We start from the raw sequence: 13,970 nt of genomic DNA on the forward strand, positions 1-13,970 counted from the left end.
ATGGTGCTGTGACTCGATCACCGCGGCCGGTCACCCGGTGTGCTCGCGCCCGGCCGCCTTCACCTCGTCGAGGAGGACGACGAGGTCGGCCTCGGTGGTGGCGGGGTTGAGGAGGCAGGCGCGGAGCATCTCGCGGTCGCCGAGGCGGGCGCCGGTGAGGAAGGCGCGGCCGCGGCGCTGGACGGCGGCGGGGAGCTCGCGGTTGAGGGCGTCCAGGGCGGTGTCGTCGGTCGGGCCGGCCGGGCGCAGCCGGAACGCCACGATGGAGGTCTGGACCTCGGCGAGGAGTTCCAACTCCGGGTCGGCGGTGATGAGTTCACCGAGTCGGCGGGCCAGGGCGGTGGTCCGGGCGATGTCGGCGGCCAGGCCGTCGCGGCCCCGGTGGGCGATGGTCGCCCACACCTTGAGGGCGCGGAACGGGCGGGTCTGCTCGGTGCCGTACTCGGAGAACCAGCCGAGCTCGCCGGCCGCCTCGTCGCGCAGGTAGGAGGGGACGAGGCTGAACGCGGCGCGCAGCTCGGCGGGGTCGCGGACCAGCGCGCAGCCGCAGTCGACCGGGACGCCGAGCCACTTGTGCGGGTCGAGGGCGAGCGAGTCGGCGCGCGCCAGCCCGGCGTAGCGGTGGGCGATCTCCGGGTCCAGGACGCCGAAAGCCCCGTAGGCGCCGTCGACGTGCAGCCAGAGCCGCTCCTCGGCGCACAGGTCGGCGATCGGGTCGAAGGCGTCGACCGCGCCGGTGCCGACGGTGCCGGCCGAGGCCACGACCAGGAACGGCAGCAGTCCGGCGGCCCGGTCGCGGGCGATCGCGGCGCGCAGCGCGGCCGGGTCGAGTCGGCCGTCCGGGCCGGCGGCGACGGTGCGCAGGTGCTTGCTGCCGAGGCCGAGCAGCTCGGCGGCCTTGCGGACGCAGGAGTGGGTCTCGCCGGTGACGTAGCCGACCAGCGGCGGCATCCCGGCCAGGCCGTCCTCGCGGACGTCCCACCCGGCGGCGCGCGCGGCCCGGTCGCGGGCGGCGGCGAGGCAGACGATGGTCGCCATCGAGGTGCCGGAGGTGAGCAGCCCGCCGCCGGGCGGGTGCGGGAAGCCGACCAGTTCGGCGATCCAGCGGACCACGGCCCGCTCCAGGTGGACGTCCGCGTGGTCGCCGCCGGCCGAGCTGGGGTTCATCGCGGCGGCGGCCAGGGCGGCGAGCACGCCGGCCGGAGCGGGTGCGGAGTTCACCCAGCCGAAGAAGCGGGGGTGGCCGTTGCCCATCGGGTACGGCAGCACGTCCCGGCCGACGGTGGCCAGCAGCTCGTCCAGCGGACGGCCGGTGGCGGGCAGGGTGGCGTCCAGCAGGGTGCGCCGGGCGGCGTCGTCCATCGGCTGCCAGACCGGCCGGGCGGTCAGCCCGGCGAGGTGGTCGGCGGCCAGGTCGGCGGCGGTGTGCGCGGCGGCGCGGAAGTCGTCGGAGGTCATGCGGTGGCTCCAGGTGGTGCGGGGCCCGGTGGCGCGGCGTCCTCGGCGCACCCGAACGCCGCGATCCTACGGAAACGGGCCCGCGCCGTGCGGCGCGGGCCCGTCATCCGGGACGGCCCGGCGCCCGAGAGGTCCGGGTGATCGGTCGACCGCGAGCGGTGATGCGCCGGTGGTGGCCCAGGTGGCGCGAGCGATCGCCCGATCGTCCGGCGCCGGGCGAACGGCGACGGCGCTCCGAACGGCGACGGCGTTGCGAACGGGGTGGCATTTGCCCGGAGCGCCTGCGGGACAACCGAACTGACATGTCCTCAGAAGAACTTCGCACGCGCCGAATTCCCGGGACCGGGCGGGCAACCTCCGGCGGAGGGACGGGCGTCATCCGGGCATCGGGGCACCGCGCCCCGGGTCTGGAGGTACGACATGGCTGTCGGAACACGCATCCGACTGTCGTTGACAGGCGCGCTCGCCGCGCTCCTCGCGTGCGGGGTCCTGCCCGCCACCGCCTCGGCCGCTCCGGAACCATCGCCCGCCGCGGGGGCGGCGCGCTGGACGGCGGCCAAACTGCCCGGTGGCGACACCGTGCTGACCGGCTCAACCCGTCCCGAGGCCCGCACCACCTGGGCGGCCGGCTTCCGGGTCGTCCCGGGCGGCGACGGGAGCGTCGGGTTCGACCCCGTGCTCTATGCCCGCGACGACCGCCGCGACGGGAAGTGGACCGAAGTGCCGACCGCTCCCGGCGGGACCGAGCGGGTCAACGCCGTCGCGGCGACCTCGGCCCGCGACGGCTGGCTGGTCGGTGACTCCGGCCGGGGTGGTGGGCCGGTCATGACCCAGCACTGGAACGGCCGCTCCTGGCAGATCGAGCCGGCTCCGATGCCCGCCGACTCGGGCGGCGGCGGCCTGCTGGGAATCGCCGCGCTGACGCCGAACGATGCCTGGGCGGCGGGCTGGAGCCAGGGGGCCGACAGCCACGTGGGCATCGTCCAGCACTGGAACGGCCGCTCCTGGCGGCAGGTCGAACTGCCCGCGCCGTACCAGAGCTGGGGCCTCAGCGCGATCGCCGCGGCCGGCCCCGACGACGTCTGGGCGGTCGGCAACGGCTACGCCGAGGACGACCGGCCGGTCGCCCTGCACTTCGACGGGCGCGGCTGGAGCGTCGTGCCGGTGCCGGCCTTCGGCGGCCTGTACGGCGAGTTCAACGATGTCGTGGTGAAGGGGCCGCGCGACGTGTGGGCGGTCGGGCGCGTGGTGCTGGACGAGAAGGACCGCGGCCACGCGTTGCTCATGCACTGGGACGGTCGCGCCTGGACCCGGGTCGAGGCTCCCGAGGGCGCGGGCGCGGTGAGCGGCGCCGCCTCCTCGCCGGACGGCATCGTGACGGTGGGCCGGGTCTCGGGCGGCGGCGAGGACGCGTACGCGCTGCGGGTGACGGGCTCGCGGGCGACCTCGCTGGACTTCCCGGAGTCCGGCGCGGGCACGGCGTACTGGTCCTGGAAGGTGTCCACCAGCGGCCGTGAGGTGACCGTCACCGGCGCCTACAACTACGAGAAGCAGCGACTTCCGCAGCCGATGGTGATGACCACCCGGCTCTGACCGCAGTGCCCTGACCGCAGTGCCCTGACCGCACGGCCCCGGCCGTACGGTCGCACCCGGTCCGGCGGCCCCGCCACGGCGGTGGGGCCGCCGGACCCTGCCGTCCCGCCGCCGGTGCGGAATCCGTCCGCGAGCGGGCGGCCGTCGGAGTTCCCGCGCGGGCCGCCCGCGGACACCGTGCCGTACGCGCCGCACCTCCTCAGTCGAGGGAGGCCGAGAGCCCGCCGGCGGAGCGGCAGTAGCCCTGCATCTCCTTGTCGGTGAACTTGGCGCAGAGCCGGCCGGCCGCGCCCGCCTCCGTGTAGTTGACCGTGTAGTAGCTGACCAGGCCCTCCGCGCACGCCTTGCGCTGCCAGCCGTCCGCGGCGGTGGCGCACTGCTGGGCGGCCCAGTCCTCGCGGTCCAGGTTGTACTTCATGGTGCGCGAGCCGACGCCCCGGCTGCAGTCGACCGCCCCGCCGGAGGCTTTGCCGTTGAGGCACCACTTCAGCGCCTCGGCGTACACCTCGGGGTGGTTCGGGTAGTCGTGCGAGGAGAGGTAGAAGGTCGGCGCGTAGAAGAAGCAGGCGGACTGGAACAGCGCCGGCTGGTCCTTGCACGGGTACAGCGGGTCCTGGGCGAGCTTGTCGGCGGGGAGGTTGGCCTTGGCCTTCTCGTCCTCCTCGTCCGGGCCGAAGAGCTGCATGAACAGGCCCTCGGAGCAGCGGATCCGGTTCTGGTCGGTGGTGAACTTGTTGCACAGGTCGCGCGCCTTGGCGACGTCCTGCTTGGCGACGAACATGGTGCCGTGGCCGACGCCGTGGATGCACGGGCCGGTGTTCTTCGGCGCGCAGAGCTTGACCAGGTCGGTCTCCGGCTGGGCGGAGGCGTTGAGCATCTCCTCCACCGCGCCGTGCAGATAGCCGGCCGCGCAGGTCTCGTGCGGGAAGGAGATGACCTTCTGGAAATCGGCGTTGAACCGCTTGACCGCCGCGTGCCCGAGCTCGTGGGCGATCGGGTGGCAGAACCGGACGGTGTACGGCAGCTGCTTGGTGATCCGGTCGAGGTCGGCCAGGGCGACGCCGGGGTCGCTGGCGTCCATCTCGGCCATCAGCTTGTTGCGCAGCGTCGAGCGGGTCCACACCGCCGGGTCCCCGGTCGCGGTGGCCGAGGCGGCCGGCTGCCCGGTGCCGGTGGGCGCGGCGCCGGCCGGCCCGGTGGCGCCACCGGGCCCGGTGGCGGTCGCGACGGCGGCCGCCCGGTCGGCGGCCTGCTGGGGCGTCCAGTCGGTGACGGCCACCGACCCCAGGCCCAGCACCCCGAGCAGCAGGGCGGTGAGGATCGCGAAGGCTCGCGGTTGCATGACGGAGATCCCCCGGCGGATCGAGACGGACGGGACGTTCCCCATCCTGACGGCACGGGTCTCGGATTCCGTGTTTTCGGCCGCCATTCGGGAGGTGTCGGCGACGCTATCGCACGTCCCGCCCGGTCAACGAGGCGGGTTGGCGGCGGGTCACCCTCCCCCGGGTGGCGCAACGGCGCGCCACCCGGGGCGCCCGGGTCAGAGCTCCAGCGACACCTGGTACTCCGTCAGCCAGGCGTCCAGGTCCAGGGCCAGATCGGCCGCCAGCCGGACCGACTGCGGGTCGGTGTCCGGGGCGAGCGCGTCGGCGAGCGCGCGGCGGTCGAGCAGGGCGAGGGCCGGGGAGCCGGGGTCTGCCGCCAGCGCGGCGAGTTCCCGGCGCAGCAGCTCCGGGTAGCGCGGGTCCTGGACGACCGGGTACGGGCTCTTCATCCGGTCGGCGATCGCGGGCGGCAGCATGTCCCGGACGGCGGCGCGCAGCAGGCTCTTCTCCCGGCCGTCGAAGTACTTCATCGTCCACGGCGTGTTGAAGACGTACTGCACCAGTCGGTGGTCGCAGAACGGCACCCGCACCTCCAGCCCGTTGGCCATGCTCATCCGGTCCTTGCGGTCCAGCAGGATCCGGACGAAGCGGGTCAGGTTGAGGTAGGACATCTCCCGCATCCGCCGTTCGAACGGGTCGGTGTCCGGCAGGTGCGGCACCTCGGTGAGCGCCTCCCGGTACCGGGCGCGCCGGTAGCCGGGCAGGTCGAGCTTGGCGAGCAGTCCCCGGCCCAGCAACTGCTCGCGCGGGCCGCTGCCGGCGCCGCCGAAGCCGTTGAGCGCGGCCGCCCACGGGAAGTCGTCGACGTCGAGGGCCTTCGGGTCGTGGAACCAGCGGTAGCCGCCGAAAAGCTCGTCCGCGGACTCGCCGGACAGGGCGACCGTCGAGTGCCGGCGCACCCCGCGGAAGAGCAGCAGCAGCGAGGTGTCCATGTCGCCGACTCCGCCCGGCAGGTCCCGGGCACGCAGGGTGGCGAGCCGCTGCGCCGGTTCGGTGAGGGCGGCGCTGTCCAGCTCGATCACCCGGTGGTCGGCGCCCACGTGCCGGGCCAGCAGCTCCGCGTACGGCCGGTCCGGGGTGGTGCGCACCGCGTCCGGGTGGAAGTGCTCGCTCTGCCCGGTGAAGTCGACCGCGAAGGAGCGGACCGGCCCGTCGCCGGTCGCGGCCAGGCTGCGGGCGGCCAGGGCGGTGACCGCGCTGGAGTCGAGGCCGCCGGAGAGCAGTGAGCAGAGCGGCACGTCCGCCTCCAGTTGGCGGTGGACGATCTCCTCCAGCAGGGCCCGGACGGTGGTGATCGTGCTGGGGAGGTCCTGGGTGTGCGGGCGCGCCTCCAGCGCCCAGTAGCGGTGGACCGAGACGCCGCCGCGCCGCACCCGCACCAGGTGGCCGGGCCGGACCTCGGCGATGCCCCGGTACGGGGTGAGGCCGGGGGTGCGGGTCATCGTGATCAGCTCGCGCAGCCCGTCCAGGTCGACCACCGGGCGCACCGCGGGGTGGGCGAACAGCGCCTTGGGCTCCGAGCCGAAGACCACGCCGTCCGGGGTGGGGTGGTAGTGCAGTGGCTTGACGCCCATCCGGTCGCGGACCAGCAGCAGTTCCTCGGTTCGGGCGTCCCAGACGGCGAAGGCGAACATGCCGTTGAGCCGCTCGGCGACGTGCTCGCCCCACTCCAGGTAGCCGCGCAGGACCACCTCGGTGTCGCCGCGGGTGCGGAAGCGGTGTCCGGCCGCGACCAGCTGGGCGCGCAGTTCGTGGTGGTTGTAGATCTCGCCGTTGTAGCTGAGGGCGGCCAGCAGCCGGCCGTCGTGCTCGGCCGTCATCGGCTGGGCGCCGCCCTCGGGGTCGAGTACGGCGAGGCGCCGGTGGCCGAGGGCGGCGTGGCGTTCCAGCCGGGCCCCGCCGTCGTCCGGGCCGCGGCAGAGCTGGGTGGCCGTCATGGCGTCGAGCACGGCGCGTTCGAGGGTCAGGTCGCGGTCGTAGGCGACCCATCCGGTGATCCCGCACATCAGCAAGCCTCCGGTTCTTCCGACACTCTTCCGATGCTCCCGCCCCCCTCATCACCCCGTGTTCCCCCCGGTGTGTGAGCAGGCCATCACGCTACGTGGTGGCCCCGGTGCGGACAAGACCCTGGGGCTGGGCCGGATGCCGCAGAATCCTGCCCGATTTCGGGCAGGATCTTTGATCTCTTCCGGGAAGGGCGCCTAGAGTCACTGACTGTGTCCAGCTCGACCGGTTCCTCGCACCCTCACGAAGACCTCCTCGCCCACCTCACCCGGACCAGCCCGCTCGGGCCCCGGGAGGCGGCGCGGGTGGTGGCGGAGGTGCTGGCGTACTTCTCCGAGACCACGGAGGAGTACGTCCGCCGCCGTCACGGCGAGCTTCAGGCGCGCGGCCTGACCAACGAGAAGATCTTCGCCCGGCTCGCCGAGGAGCTGCCCGCCCGCCGGGTCGCGGCCCCGGAGCTCTCGGCCCGTCAGCTGCGCCGGATCGTCTACGGCTGACCGGCCGCGGCCCCGGAGCGGCCGGCCCCGGAGCGACGAGCGCGGAGCAGTGAGCGTCGGAGTGGCGAGCACCGGAGCAGTGAGCGCCGGAGTGGCGAGCACCGGAGCAGCGATCACCGGAAACAGCCGGAACCAAGGAACAAGGAACCAAGGAGCCCACCACCATGTGCGGAATCGTGGCCTACATCGGCCCCAAGGACGCGACCCCCTTCCTGCTGGAGGGCCTCGCCCGACTGGAGTACCGAGGCTACGACTCGGCCGGCGTCGCCGTCGCCGGCCGCACCGGCGGCATCAAGCTCCGCAAGGTCAAGGGCCGCGTCGCCGACCTCGCCGCCGCCGTCCCCGCCCGGTTCAAGGGCACCACCGGCATCGGTCACACCCGCTGGGCCACCCACGGCGTCCCCAGCGACGCCAACGCCCACCCGCACCTGGACAACGCCGAGCGGATCGCCGTCGTCCACAACGGCATCATCGAGAACGCCGACGAGCTGCGCGCCAAGCTCACCGCCGACGGCGCGGTCTTCCGCTCCGAGACCGACACCGAGGTGCTCGGCCACCTGATCGCCGCCCACGCCACCGAGGGCGTCGAGCTGGAGGAGGCCGTGCGCGCCGCCCTCGGCAAGGTCGTCGGCACCTACGGCATCGCCGTCCTCGACGCCGAGCAGCCGGACCGGATCGTGGTCGCCCGGAACGGCAGCCCGATCGTGCTCGGCATCGGCGAGAAGGAGATGTTCGTCGCCTCCGACGTCTCCGCCCTGGTCCGCTACACCCGCCAGGTGGTCCACCTGGAGGACGGCGAGCTGGCCACCGTCCGCGCCGACGGCTTCCGCACCTTCACCGAGGACGCCCGCACCACCCACCGCCAGCCGTCCACCGTGGACTGGGAGATCGACTCCTACGACACCGGCGGCTACGAGCACTTCCTGCTCAAGGAGATCCACGAGCAGCCCGGCTCGGTCGAGCGCACCCTCGGCGGCCGCCTCGACGAGCGCTTCGCCACCGCCCACCTCGGCGGCCTCAACCTGGACGCCCGCGAGCTGCGCGAGATCCGCCGGGTCAAGATCCTCGGCTGCGGCTCCGCCTACTACGCCGGCGAGATGGGCGCCCAGCTGATCGAGGAACTGGCCCGGATCCCCGCGCACAGCGAGCCCGCCTCGGAGTTCCGCTACCGCAACCCGGTGATCGAGGCCGACACCCTCTACATCGCGGTCAGCCAGTCCGGCGAGACCTACGACACGCTTGCCGCCGTCCAGGAGGTCAAGCGCAAGGGCGGCCGGGTGCTCGGTGTCGTCAACACCGTCGGCAGCGCCATCGCCCGCGAGTGCGACGGCGGCATCTACCTGCACGCGGGCCCGGAGATCTCGGTCGCCTCCACCAAGGCGTTCACCTCCACCGTCGTCGCCTTCGCGCTGATCGCCCTGCACTTCGGCCGGATCCACGACCTCTCGCCCGCCGACGGCCGCCGGATCGTCTCCGCCCTCAAGGCGCTGCCCGACCAGATCCGCGAGGTCCTCGCCCAGAGCGACGCCATCGCCGGACTCGCCGCCGAGTACGCCGGGTCCGAGGGCATGATGTTCATCGGCCGGGTGCGCGGCTACCCCGTCGCCCGCGAGGGCGCGCAGAAGCTCAAGGAGATCTCCTACGTCCACGCCGAGGCGTACCCGGCGAGCGAGCTCAAGCACGGCCCGCTGGCGCTGATCAGCCCCGAACTGCCCACCGTCGCCCTCGTCCCGGACGACGAACTGCTCGACAAGAACCTCACCACCCTCGGCGAGATCAAGGCCCGCTCGGGCCGCGTCCTCGCCGTCGCCCACCGCCGCCCCGAGACCAAGCTCGCGGACCACTGCATCCTGGTTCCCAAGAGCGAGCCCGAGCTCGACCCGCTGCTGCTCAACATCCCGCTCCAGCTGCTCGCCTACCACGCGGCGGTGGCGCTGGGGCGCGACGTCGACAAGCCGCGCAACCTCGCCAAGAGCGTGACGGTGGAGTAGCCGTACGGTCCGGTGCCCGCGCGGGTGCGGGCGCTCCCGGGACCGGCCGTGCTCCACGGCCGGTCCCTCACGCGTCCGACGGTCAGCCGGCCGTCCCGCGTACCGCTCCGGCGGCGCGGACGACGGCCCCGGCCAGCCGGTGGTTCTCCGGGCCGAGGGGGATGGCGCTGAACCGGCGCCGGGTGTAGCCGTAGGCGACGCCGCTGCGCGGATCGGCGAAGGACTGCGCGCCCACCGCGCCGCTGTGGCCGAACGCCTCCGCCCCGAGGAACGGGAAGCGGGTGCTCTGCGCCTCGAAGCCGAGGCCGAAGTGGTCCACCTCGCCGGTCACCACGTCGGTGCCGTGCGTGCGGACCGGACCGAACTCGGTGATCGTGGCCGGGGTCAGGAACGGCGCCCGCCCGTCCAGCCCCTGCGCCGCCGCCGCGTACAGCGCCGCCAGACCGCGGGCGTTGCCGAAGCTGCCGGTCGAGGCCGGGCCCTGCGTCTGCACCGAGCGGAGGTTGCCGAAACCCATCAGGTCGGTGGGCGGGGAGGCGTTCAGGTTGAAGGCGATCCCCGTCGGACTGTCGGGTGCCGGCGGTTCGTCCTGCTGCCCGGGGAGGGGGACCGCCGGAAGCACCGGCAGGTACCGCGACTCCAGCTCGGCGGGAAGGCCGAGGAAGAAGTCCAGCCCGTACGGGGCCCGGATCCGCTCCTCGAACAGCTCCCGCAGCGTACGGCCGGTCCGGCGGCGGACCACCTCACCGGTCAGCGCGCCGATCACGTAGGCGTGGTAGCCGTAGGCCGTCCCGGGCTCCCAGTAGGGCTTCTGGGCCGCCAGCCGCTCCGCGAGCCGCCGGTCGTCCGCCAGCTCCTCCGTCGTGAACCCACCGTCGACCCCGATCAGGCCCGCCCGGTGCTCCAGCAGCTGCCGAAGGGTGAGCGCACCCTTGCCCTCGGCCGCGAACTCCGGCCAGTAGTGGGCGACTTCCTTCTCCAGGTCGAGTACGCCCTCCTGCACCAGCAGTGCCGTCACCAGGTGCGCCGCCCCCTTCGCGGAGGAGTAGAGCGCGAACAGCGACTCGCCGGAGACCCCCTCACCGGCCCAGAGGTCGACCACCCGCCGCCCGTCCAGGTGCACGGCCAACTGCGCGCCGCCGCCCTCCGGTTCCTCCGCGACCACGGCGGCGAACTCCGCGCGCACCTCCTCGAAGCCCGGCGCGACGTTCCCGCCCACGGTGGCACTGCTCGACATGGTTCCCCCTCGGTTCCGCTTTCCCGCGGCCTCGACCATCGGTCTTGATCATCGGCCCGCCGGGGCGTCAACCCGGCCCGGCACCGGAGTATTCCGGTGCCGGGCGCGGGGCCGGGTGCGGGCCGGGCGCGGGGTCGGGCGGCGGCCGGGCGGTGGTGTCAGTAGTCGGCGCTCGGGGCGCGGGTGGTCGGACCGAGGTCCGGCTCGTCGCGGATCTCCAGGGCCTCCCCGTGGCGGTCCAGTTCGAGCACGACAAGGGTGTTGCGGCCCTGCTGCCAGAGCGGCCCCGGCGCGTACAGGGTGCGCTGCGGGCCCTCGTGGGTGTAGCGGCCGAGCAGGAAGCCGTTGAGCCAGAGCAGGCCCCGGCCCCAGTCCGGCAGTGCGAGAAAGGCGTCCGCCGGAGTGTCGACCTCGGTCTCGAACCGGTGGAGGACGGGATCGCCCTCGGCGGCGCCGACGTCCTCGCCGAAGGCCAGGGCGGAGAGATCGGCGAGCGGCAGCGGCCGGATCTCCCACGAGTGCAGCCGCTGGCGCTCGTGCGAGACACCGCGCCGGATTCCCTTGCGATCGTCGTGCTGCGGACCGTAGTTGACCCGCCCCAGCGCCTCGACCAGGATGTCCAGGGTCACCCCGGCCGGACCGGCGGCCAGGGGCAGGGTGGCGCCCGGGTCGTTGCGGTCCAGCACCCCCAGCGGGCGGCCGTCGGCGAAGACCTGCGCGCGGTCCCCGATCCCGTCGATCCGCAGCGGCATCTCCGGCCGCGGGCCCGGGACGTGCGTCCGGTAGTGGATCAGGCCGAGCGACTGGCCGACCCGCTCCATCGGCTCGGTGGTCGGCCGGCGGACCGGCGTCGACAGCACGTCCAGGGAGTCCAGCAGCCGCGCCCGGCCGGTCGCCCGCTCCAGCCGGCGGGGCTCCAGGCGCGGCGGCGGCGCCGGCAGTTCGCCCTCCGGGAGCGGCGCGTACTTGCCGATGACGGCCCGCAGCGCGTGGAACTTGGCGGTCAGCTCGCCCGCCTCGCCGATCGGCGCGTCGTAGTCGTAACTGGTCACGGTCGGCTCGTAGCCCGCGGTGTCCGGCCCCGTCCCCGAGTGGTTGGCCCCCGCCCAGAAACCGAAGTTGGTGCCGCCGTGCGCCATGTAGAGGTTCACCGAGGCCCCGGTCGCGAGCAACTCGTCGAGCGAGCCCGCCGTCTCCTCGACGTCCCGGACGTGGTGCGGCTCGCCGACCCGGTCGAACCAGCCGATCCAGAACTCCATCGCCGCCAGCGGCCCCTTCGGCTGCTGCCGACGCAGCACCTCGAAACGCTCCGGCGCCCGCGAGCCGAACGTCCCGGTGGCGAGCAGCCCCGGCACCGCCCCGCCCTGCTGCATGAAGTCCTCGGAACCGTCGGCGGTGAACAGCAGGCAGTCCACCCCGCGGGCGAGGAGGCCGTCGCGCAGATGGGCGAGGTAGGCGGCGTCGGTGCCGTAGCTCCCGTACTCGTTCTCCACCTGGACGGCCACCACCGGGCCGCCGCGGCTGCCCAGCAGCGGCAGCAGTTCGGGAACCACGGCGTCGAACCAGCCGTCCACCTCGGCGAGGAACGCCGGGTCGGAACTGCGCAGCCCCATTCCGTCCGCGGCGAGCAGCCGGGCCGGCAGACCGCCCGACTCCCACTCGGCGCAGATGTAGGGGCCCGGGCGGAGGATGACGTCCAGCCCGTGCCGCTCGGCGGTCCGGACGAACCGCGCGATGTCCCGCCAGCCGGTGAAGTCCACCTCGCCGGAGGGGAGCTCGTGGAAGTTCCACGGGATGTAGGTGTCCACGGTGTTGAGACCCAGCGCGCGCAGCCGGGCCAGCCGGTCGTCCCACAGCTCCGGGTGGACCCGGAAGTAGTGCAGCGCGCCGGAGACGATCCGGTGCGGCACGCCATTGCGGCGGAAGCCGTCGTCGTCGAAGTCGAGCTCGATCATGCGGACCAGCTTTCGGTTGACGCGGTCGTCGGTCGGGTGCTGTTGCGTCGGAACCGGCCCCGGGGCGTCAGCCCCCCGGGCCGGCCCTCGTCCAGCCAGCGTATACGAGGTGTGTACGCGCCCCACCCGGCTTTCGGCGGGCACGCAGCACCGGATCTCCACGCCGAACTGCGGGAAGATCCACTGCACCTGACGCGGTGGCGCTCCGTCCGCCGGCGGACCGCCCGGGCGCGATGCCCGGGCGGTCCGCCAGCGTCGGGGCATCGCTTCCGGGTTCGGGACACGGGGTGTTCCACGCGCCGCTCCGCCCCTAGACTGCTCAGCTCGCGCGGCATTACCGACGGGTAGGTACGTATCCGGGGGCGCCGCCACCGATTGGTGACTGGCAGGGATGGGGAGTCCGGATGGCCGACGAGCGGGTGCACGCGTACGCGGACGACGCGCTGGGGGAGCACGACGCGGTGGCGCTGGCCGCACTGGTGCGGGCCGGTGAGGTGGCCCCCGCCGAGCTGGCGGCGGCCGCGGCGGCCCGGGCCGAACGGGTCGACGCGGCACTCGCCCCGGTCGCCTTCGCCGCGTACGGGCGCCCGCACGGGGCCGACGGCAGCGCCGAGGACGCCCCGCTGTCGGGAGTGCCCAGCTATCTGAAGGACAACACCGACCTGCGCGGGATGCCGACCGGTCAGGGCAGTTCGGCCTACCGGGCCCGGCCCGCCCGTCGCAGCGCGGGCTTCGCCGAGCAGTTCCTCGGCACCGGCCTGGGCGTGCTCGGCAAGACCCGGCTGCCGGAGTTCGGGCTCAACGCCTCCACCGAGTTCGCCTCCGCCCGCCCCGTCCGCAACCCGTGGCTGACCTCGCACTCCCCGGGTGCCTCCTCGGGCGGCGCGGCCGCCCTGGTCGCCTCGGGCGTGGTCCCGATCGCCCACGCCAACGACGGCGGCGGCTCGATCCGGATCCCGGCCGCCTGCTGCGGACTGGTCGGACTCAAGCCCACCCGGGGCCGGATGGTGCCCAACGCCCAGGGCCGCCGGTTGCCGGTGGACCTGGTGACGGACGGTGTGCTGACCCGCTCCGTCCGCGACACCGCCGCGTTCTTCGCCGCCGCCGAACGCCACTACCGCAACCCCGCGCTGCCCCCGCTCGGCCTGGTCGAGGGCCCGGGCGCGCGCCGGCTGCGGATCGGCCTGGTGGTGGACTCGCCGGTCGCGACCAGCGACGCGCCGACCCGGGCGGCGGTCGAGGCGACGGCGGCCCGGCTGGAGGCGCTGGGGCACGAGGTGACCCCGGCCGTGATGCTGTTCGGGGAGGAGTTCTCCCGCGACTTCGTCCTCTACTGGGGCTACATCGCCTTCCTGATCGCCACCACCGGTCGGCTGACCGTCGACCCCGGTTTCCGGGCGAACCGGCTGGACGGGCTGACCACCGGGCTGCGGAGGCTGTTCCACCGGGAGTTCCGGAGCGTGCCGGGCGTGGTGCGGCGGCTGCGGCGCGCCGAGGAGACGTACGCCGGGATGTTCCGGACCCACGACGTGATCCTCTCGCCGGTGCTGGCACACGTCGCGCCGCCGATCGGTTACCTGAGCCCGAACATCGCCTTCGAGGAACTGATCGACCGGCTCACCCGGTACGTGGCGATCACCCCGGTCAACAACGTCACCGGCGGGCCGGCGATCGCGCTGCCGACCGGCGCGGGCGCGGACGGCCTGCCGGTCGGCGTCCACCTGTCGGCGGCGCACGGGGAGGAACGGGTGCTGCTGGAGCTGGCGTTCGCGCTGGAGGCGGACCGGCCCTGGCGGCGGATCCAGGACTGAGGGCGTCGGCCGGCCGTACGGCGGGGGCCGGGGCGGGCG

Annotated in this window: 9 protein-coding genes; 4 read left to right on the plus strand and 5 right to left on the minus strand. The window is 74.1% G+C overall.

The window, feature by feature from the left end:
- Positions 1 to 30 precede the first annotated feature (30 nt).
- Positions 31 to 1,458, minus strand: a complete 1,428-nt coding sequence (locus ACIQ9P_RS30005) for a pyridoxal phosphate-dependent decarboxylase family protein (protein ID WP_402362928.1) — start codon at positions 1,456 to 1,458, stop codon at positions 31 to 33.
- Positions 1,459 to 1,878: 420 nt separating this feature from the next.
- Here ACIQ9P_RS30005 and ACIQ9P_RS30010 point away from each other — a divergent pair, with 420 nt between their 5' ends.
- Positions 1,879 to 3,051, plus strand: coding sequence for a hypothetical protein (locus tag ACIQ9P_RS30010; protein WP_402362931.1), 1,173 nt, complete (start codon positions 1,879 to 1,881; stop codon positions 3,049 to 3,051).
- 199 nt (positions 3,052 to 3,250) lie between these two features.
- On the opposite strand, the gene ACIQ9P_RS30015 is transcribed toward ACIQ9P_RS30010, so the two are convergent.
- The gene (locus ACIQ9P_RS30015) at positions 3,251 to 4,393 is read right to left on the minus strand and encodes a hypothetical protein (RefSeq protein WP_402362934.1); all 1,143 of its coding nucleotides are present in this window, start codon (positions 4,391 to 4,393) and stop codon (positions 3,251 to 3,253) included.
- A 198-nt stretch (positions 4,394 to 4,591) separates the two neighbouring features.
- A complete protein-coding gene (gene asnB, locus ACIQ9P_RS30020) occupies positions 4,592 to 6,442 on the minus strand; it encodes an asparagine synthase (glutamine-hydrolyzing) (RefSeq protein WP_402362937.1) in 1,851 nt (616 codons plus the stop codon).
- Between the two features lie 210 nt (positions 6,443 to 6,652).
- On the opposite strand from asnB, the gene ACIQ9P_RS30025 reads away from it, so the two are divergent.
- Positions 6,653 to 6,937: a hypothetical protein gene (locus ACIQ9P_RS30025; RefSeq protein ID WP_030396260.1), complete on the plus strand. Its 285-nt coding sequence runs from the start codon at positions 6,653 to 6,655 to the stop codon at positions 6,935 to 6,937.
- Between the two features lie 164 nt (positions 6,938 to 7,101).
- Complete coding sequence (gene glmS, locus ACIQ9P_RS30030) at positions 7,102 to 8,928, plus strand: glutamine--fructose-6-phosphate transaminase (isomerizing) (protein ID WP_402362940.1); 1,827 nt, start codon at positions 7,102 to 7,104, stop codon at positions 8,926 to 8,928.
- Between the two features lie 82 nt (positions 8,929 to 9,010).
- Here the strand turns inward: glmS and ACIQ9P_RS30035 are convergent, their stop codons facing one another.
- Positions 9,011 to 10,165: a serine hydrolase domain-containing protein gene (locus tag ACIQ9P_RS30035; RefSeq protein WP_402362943.1), complete on the minus strand. Its 1,155-nt coding sequence runs from the start codon at positions 10,163 to 10,165 to the stop codon at positions 9,011 to 9,013.
- 158 nt (positions 10,166 to 10,323) lie between these two features.
- Positions 10,324 to 12,120 (minus strand): glycoside hydrolase family 35 protein, encoded by a 1,797-nt coding sequence (locus tag ACIQ9P_RS30040; protein ID WP_402362945.1) that lies wholly within the window; start codon positions 12,118 to 12,120, stop codon positions 10,324 to 10,326.
- A 404-nt stretch (positions 12,121 to 12,524) separates the two neighbouring features.
- Here ACIQ9P_RS30040 and ACIQ9P_RS30045 point away from each other — a divergent pair, with 404 nt between their 5' ends.
- Entirely contained in the window at positions 12,525 to 13,931 is a 1,407-nt protein-coding gene (locus ACIQ9P_RS30045; RefSeq protein WP_402362948.1) for an amidase, read from the plus strand.
- Positions 13,932 to 13,970 lie beyond the last annotated feature (39 nt).

It is taken from the genome of Kitasatospora sp. NPDC094019 (genome assembly GCF_044764505.1).
In the GTDB taxonomy this organism is placed as follows: domain Bacteria; phylum Actinomycetota; class Actinomycetes; order Streptomycetales; family Streptomycetaceae; genus Kitasatospora.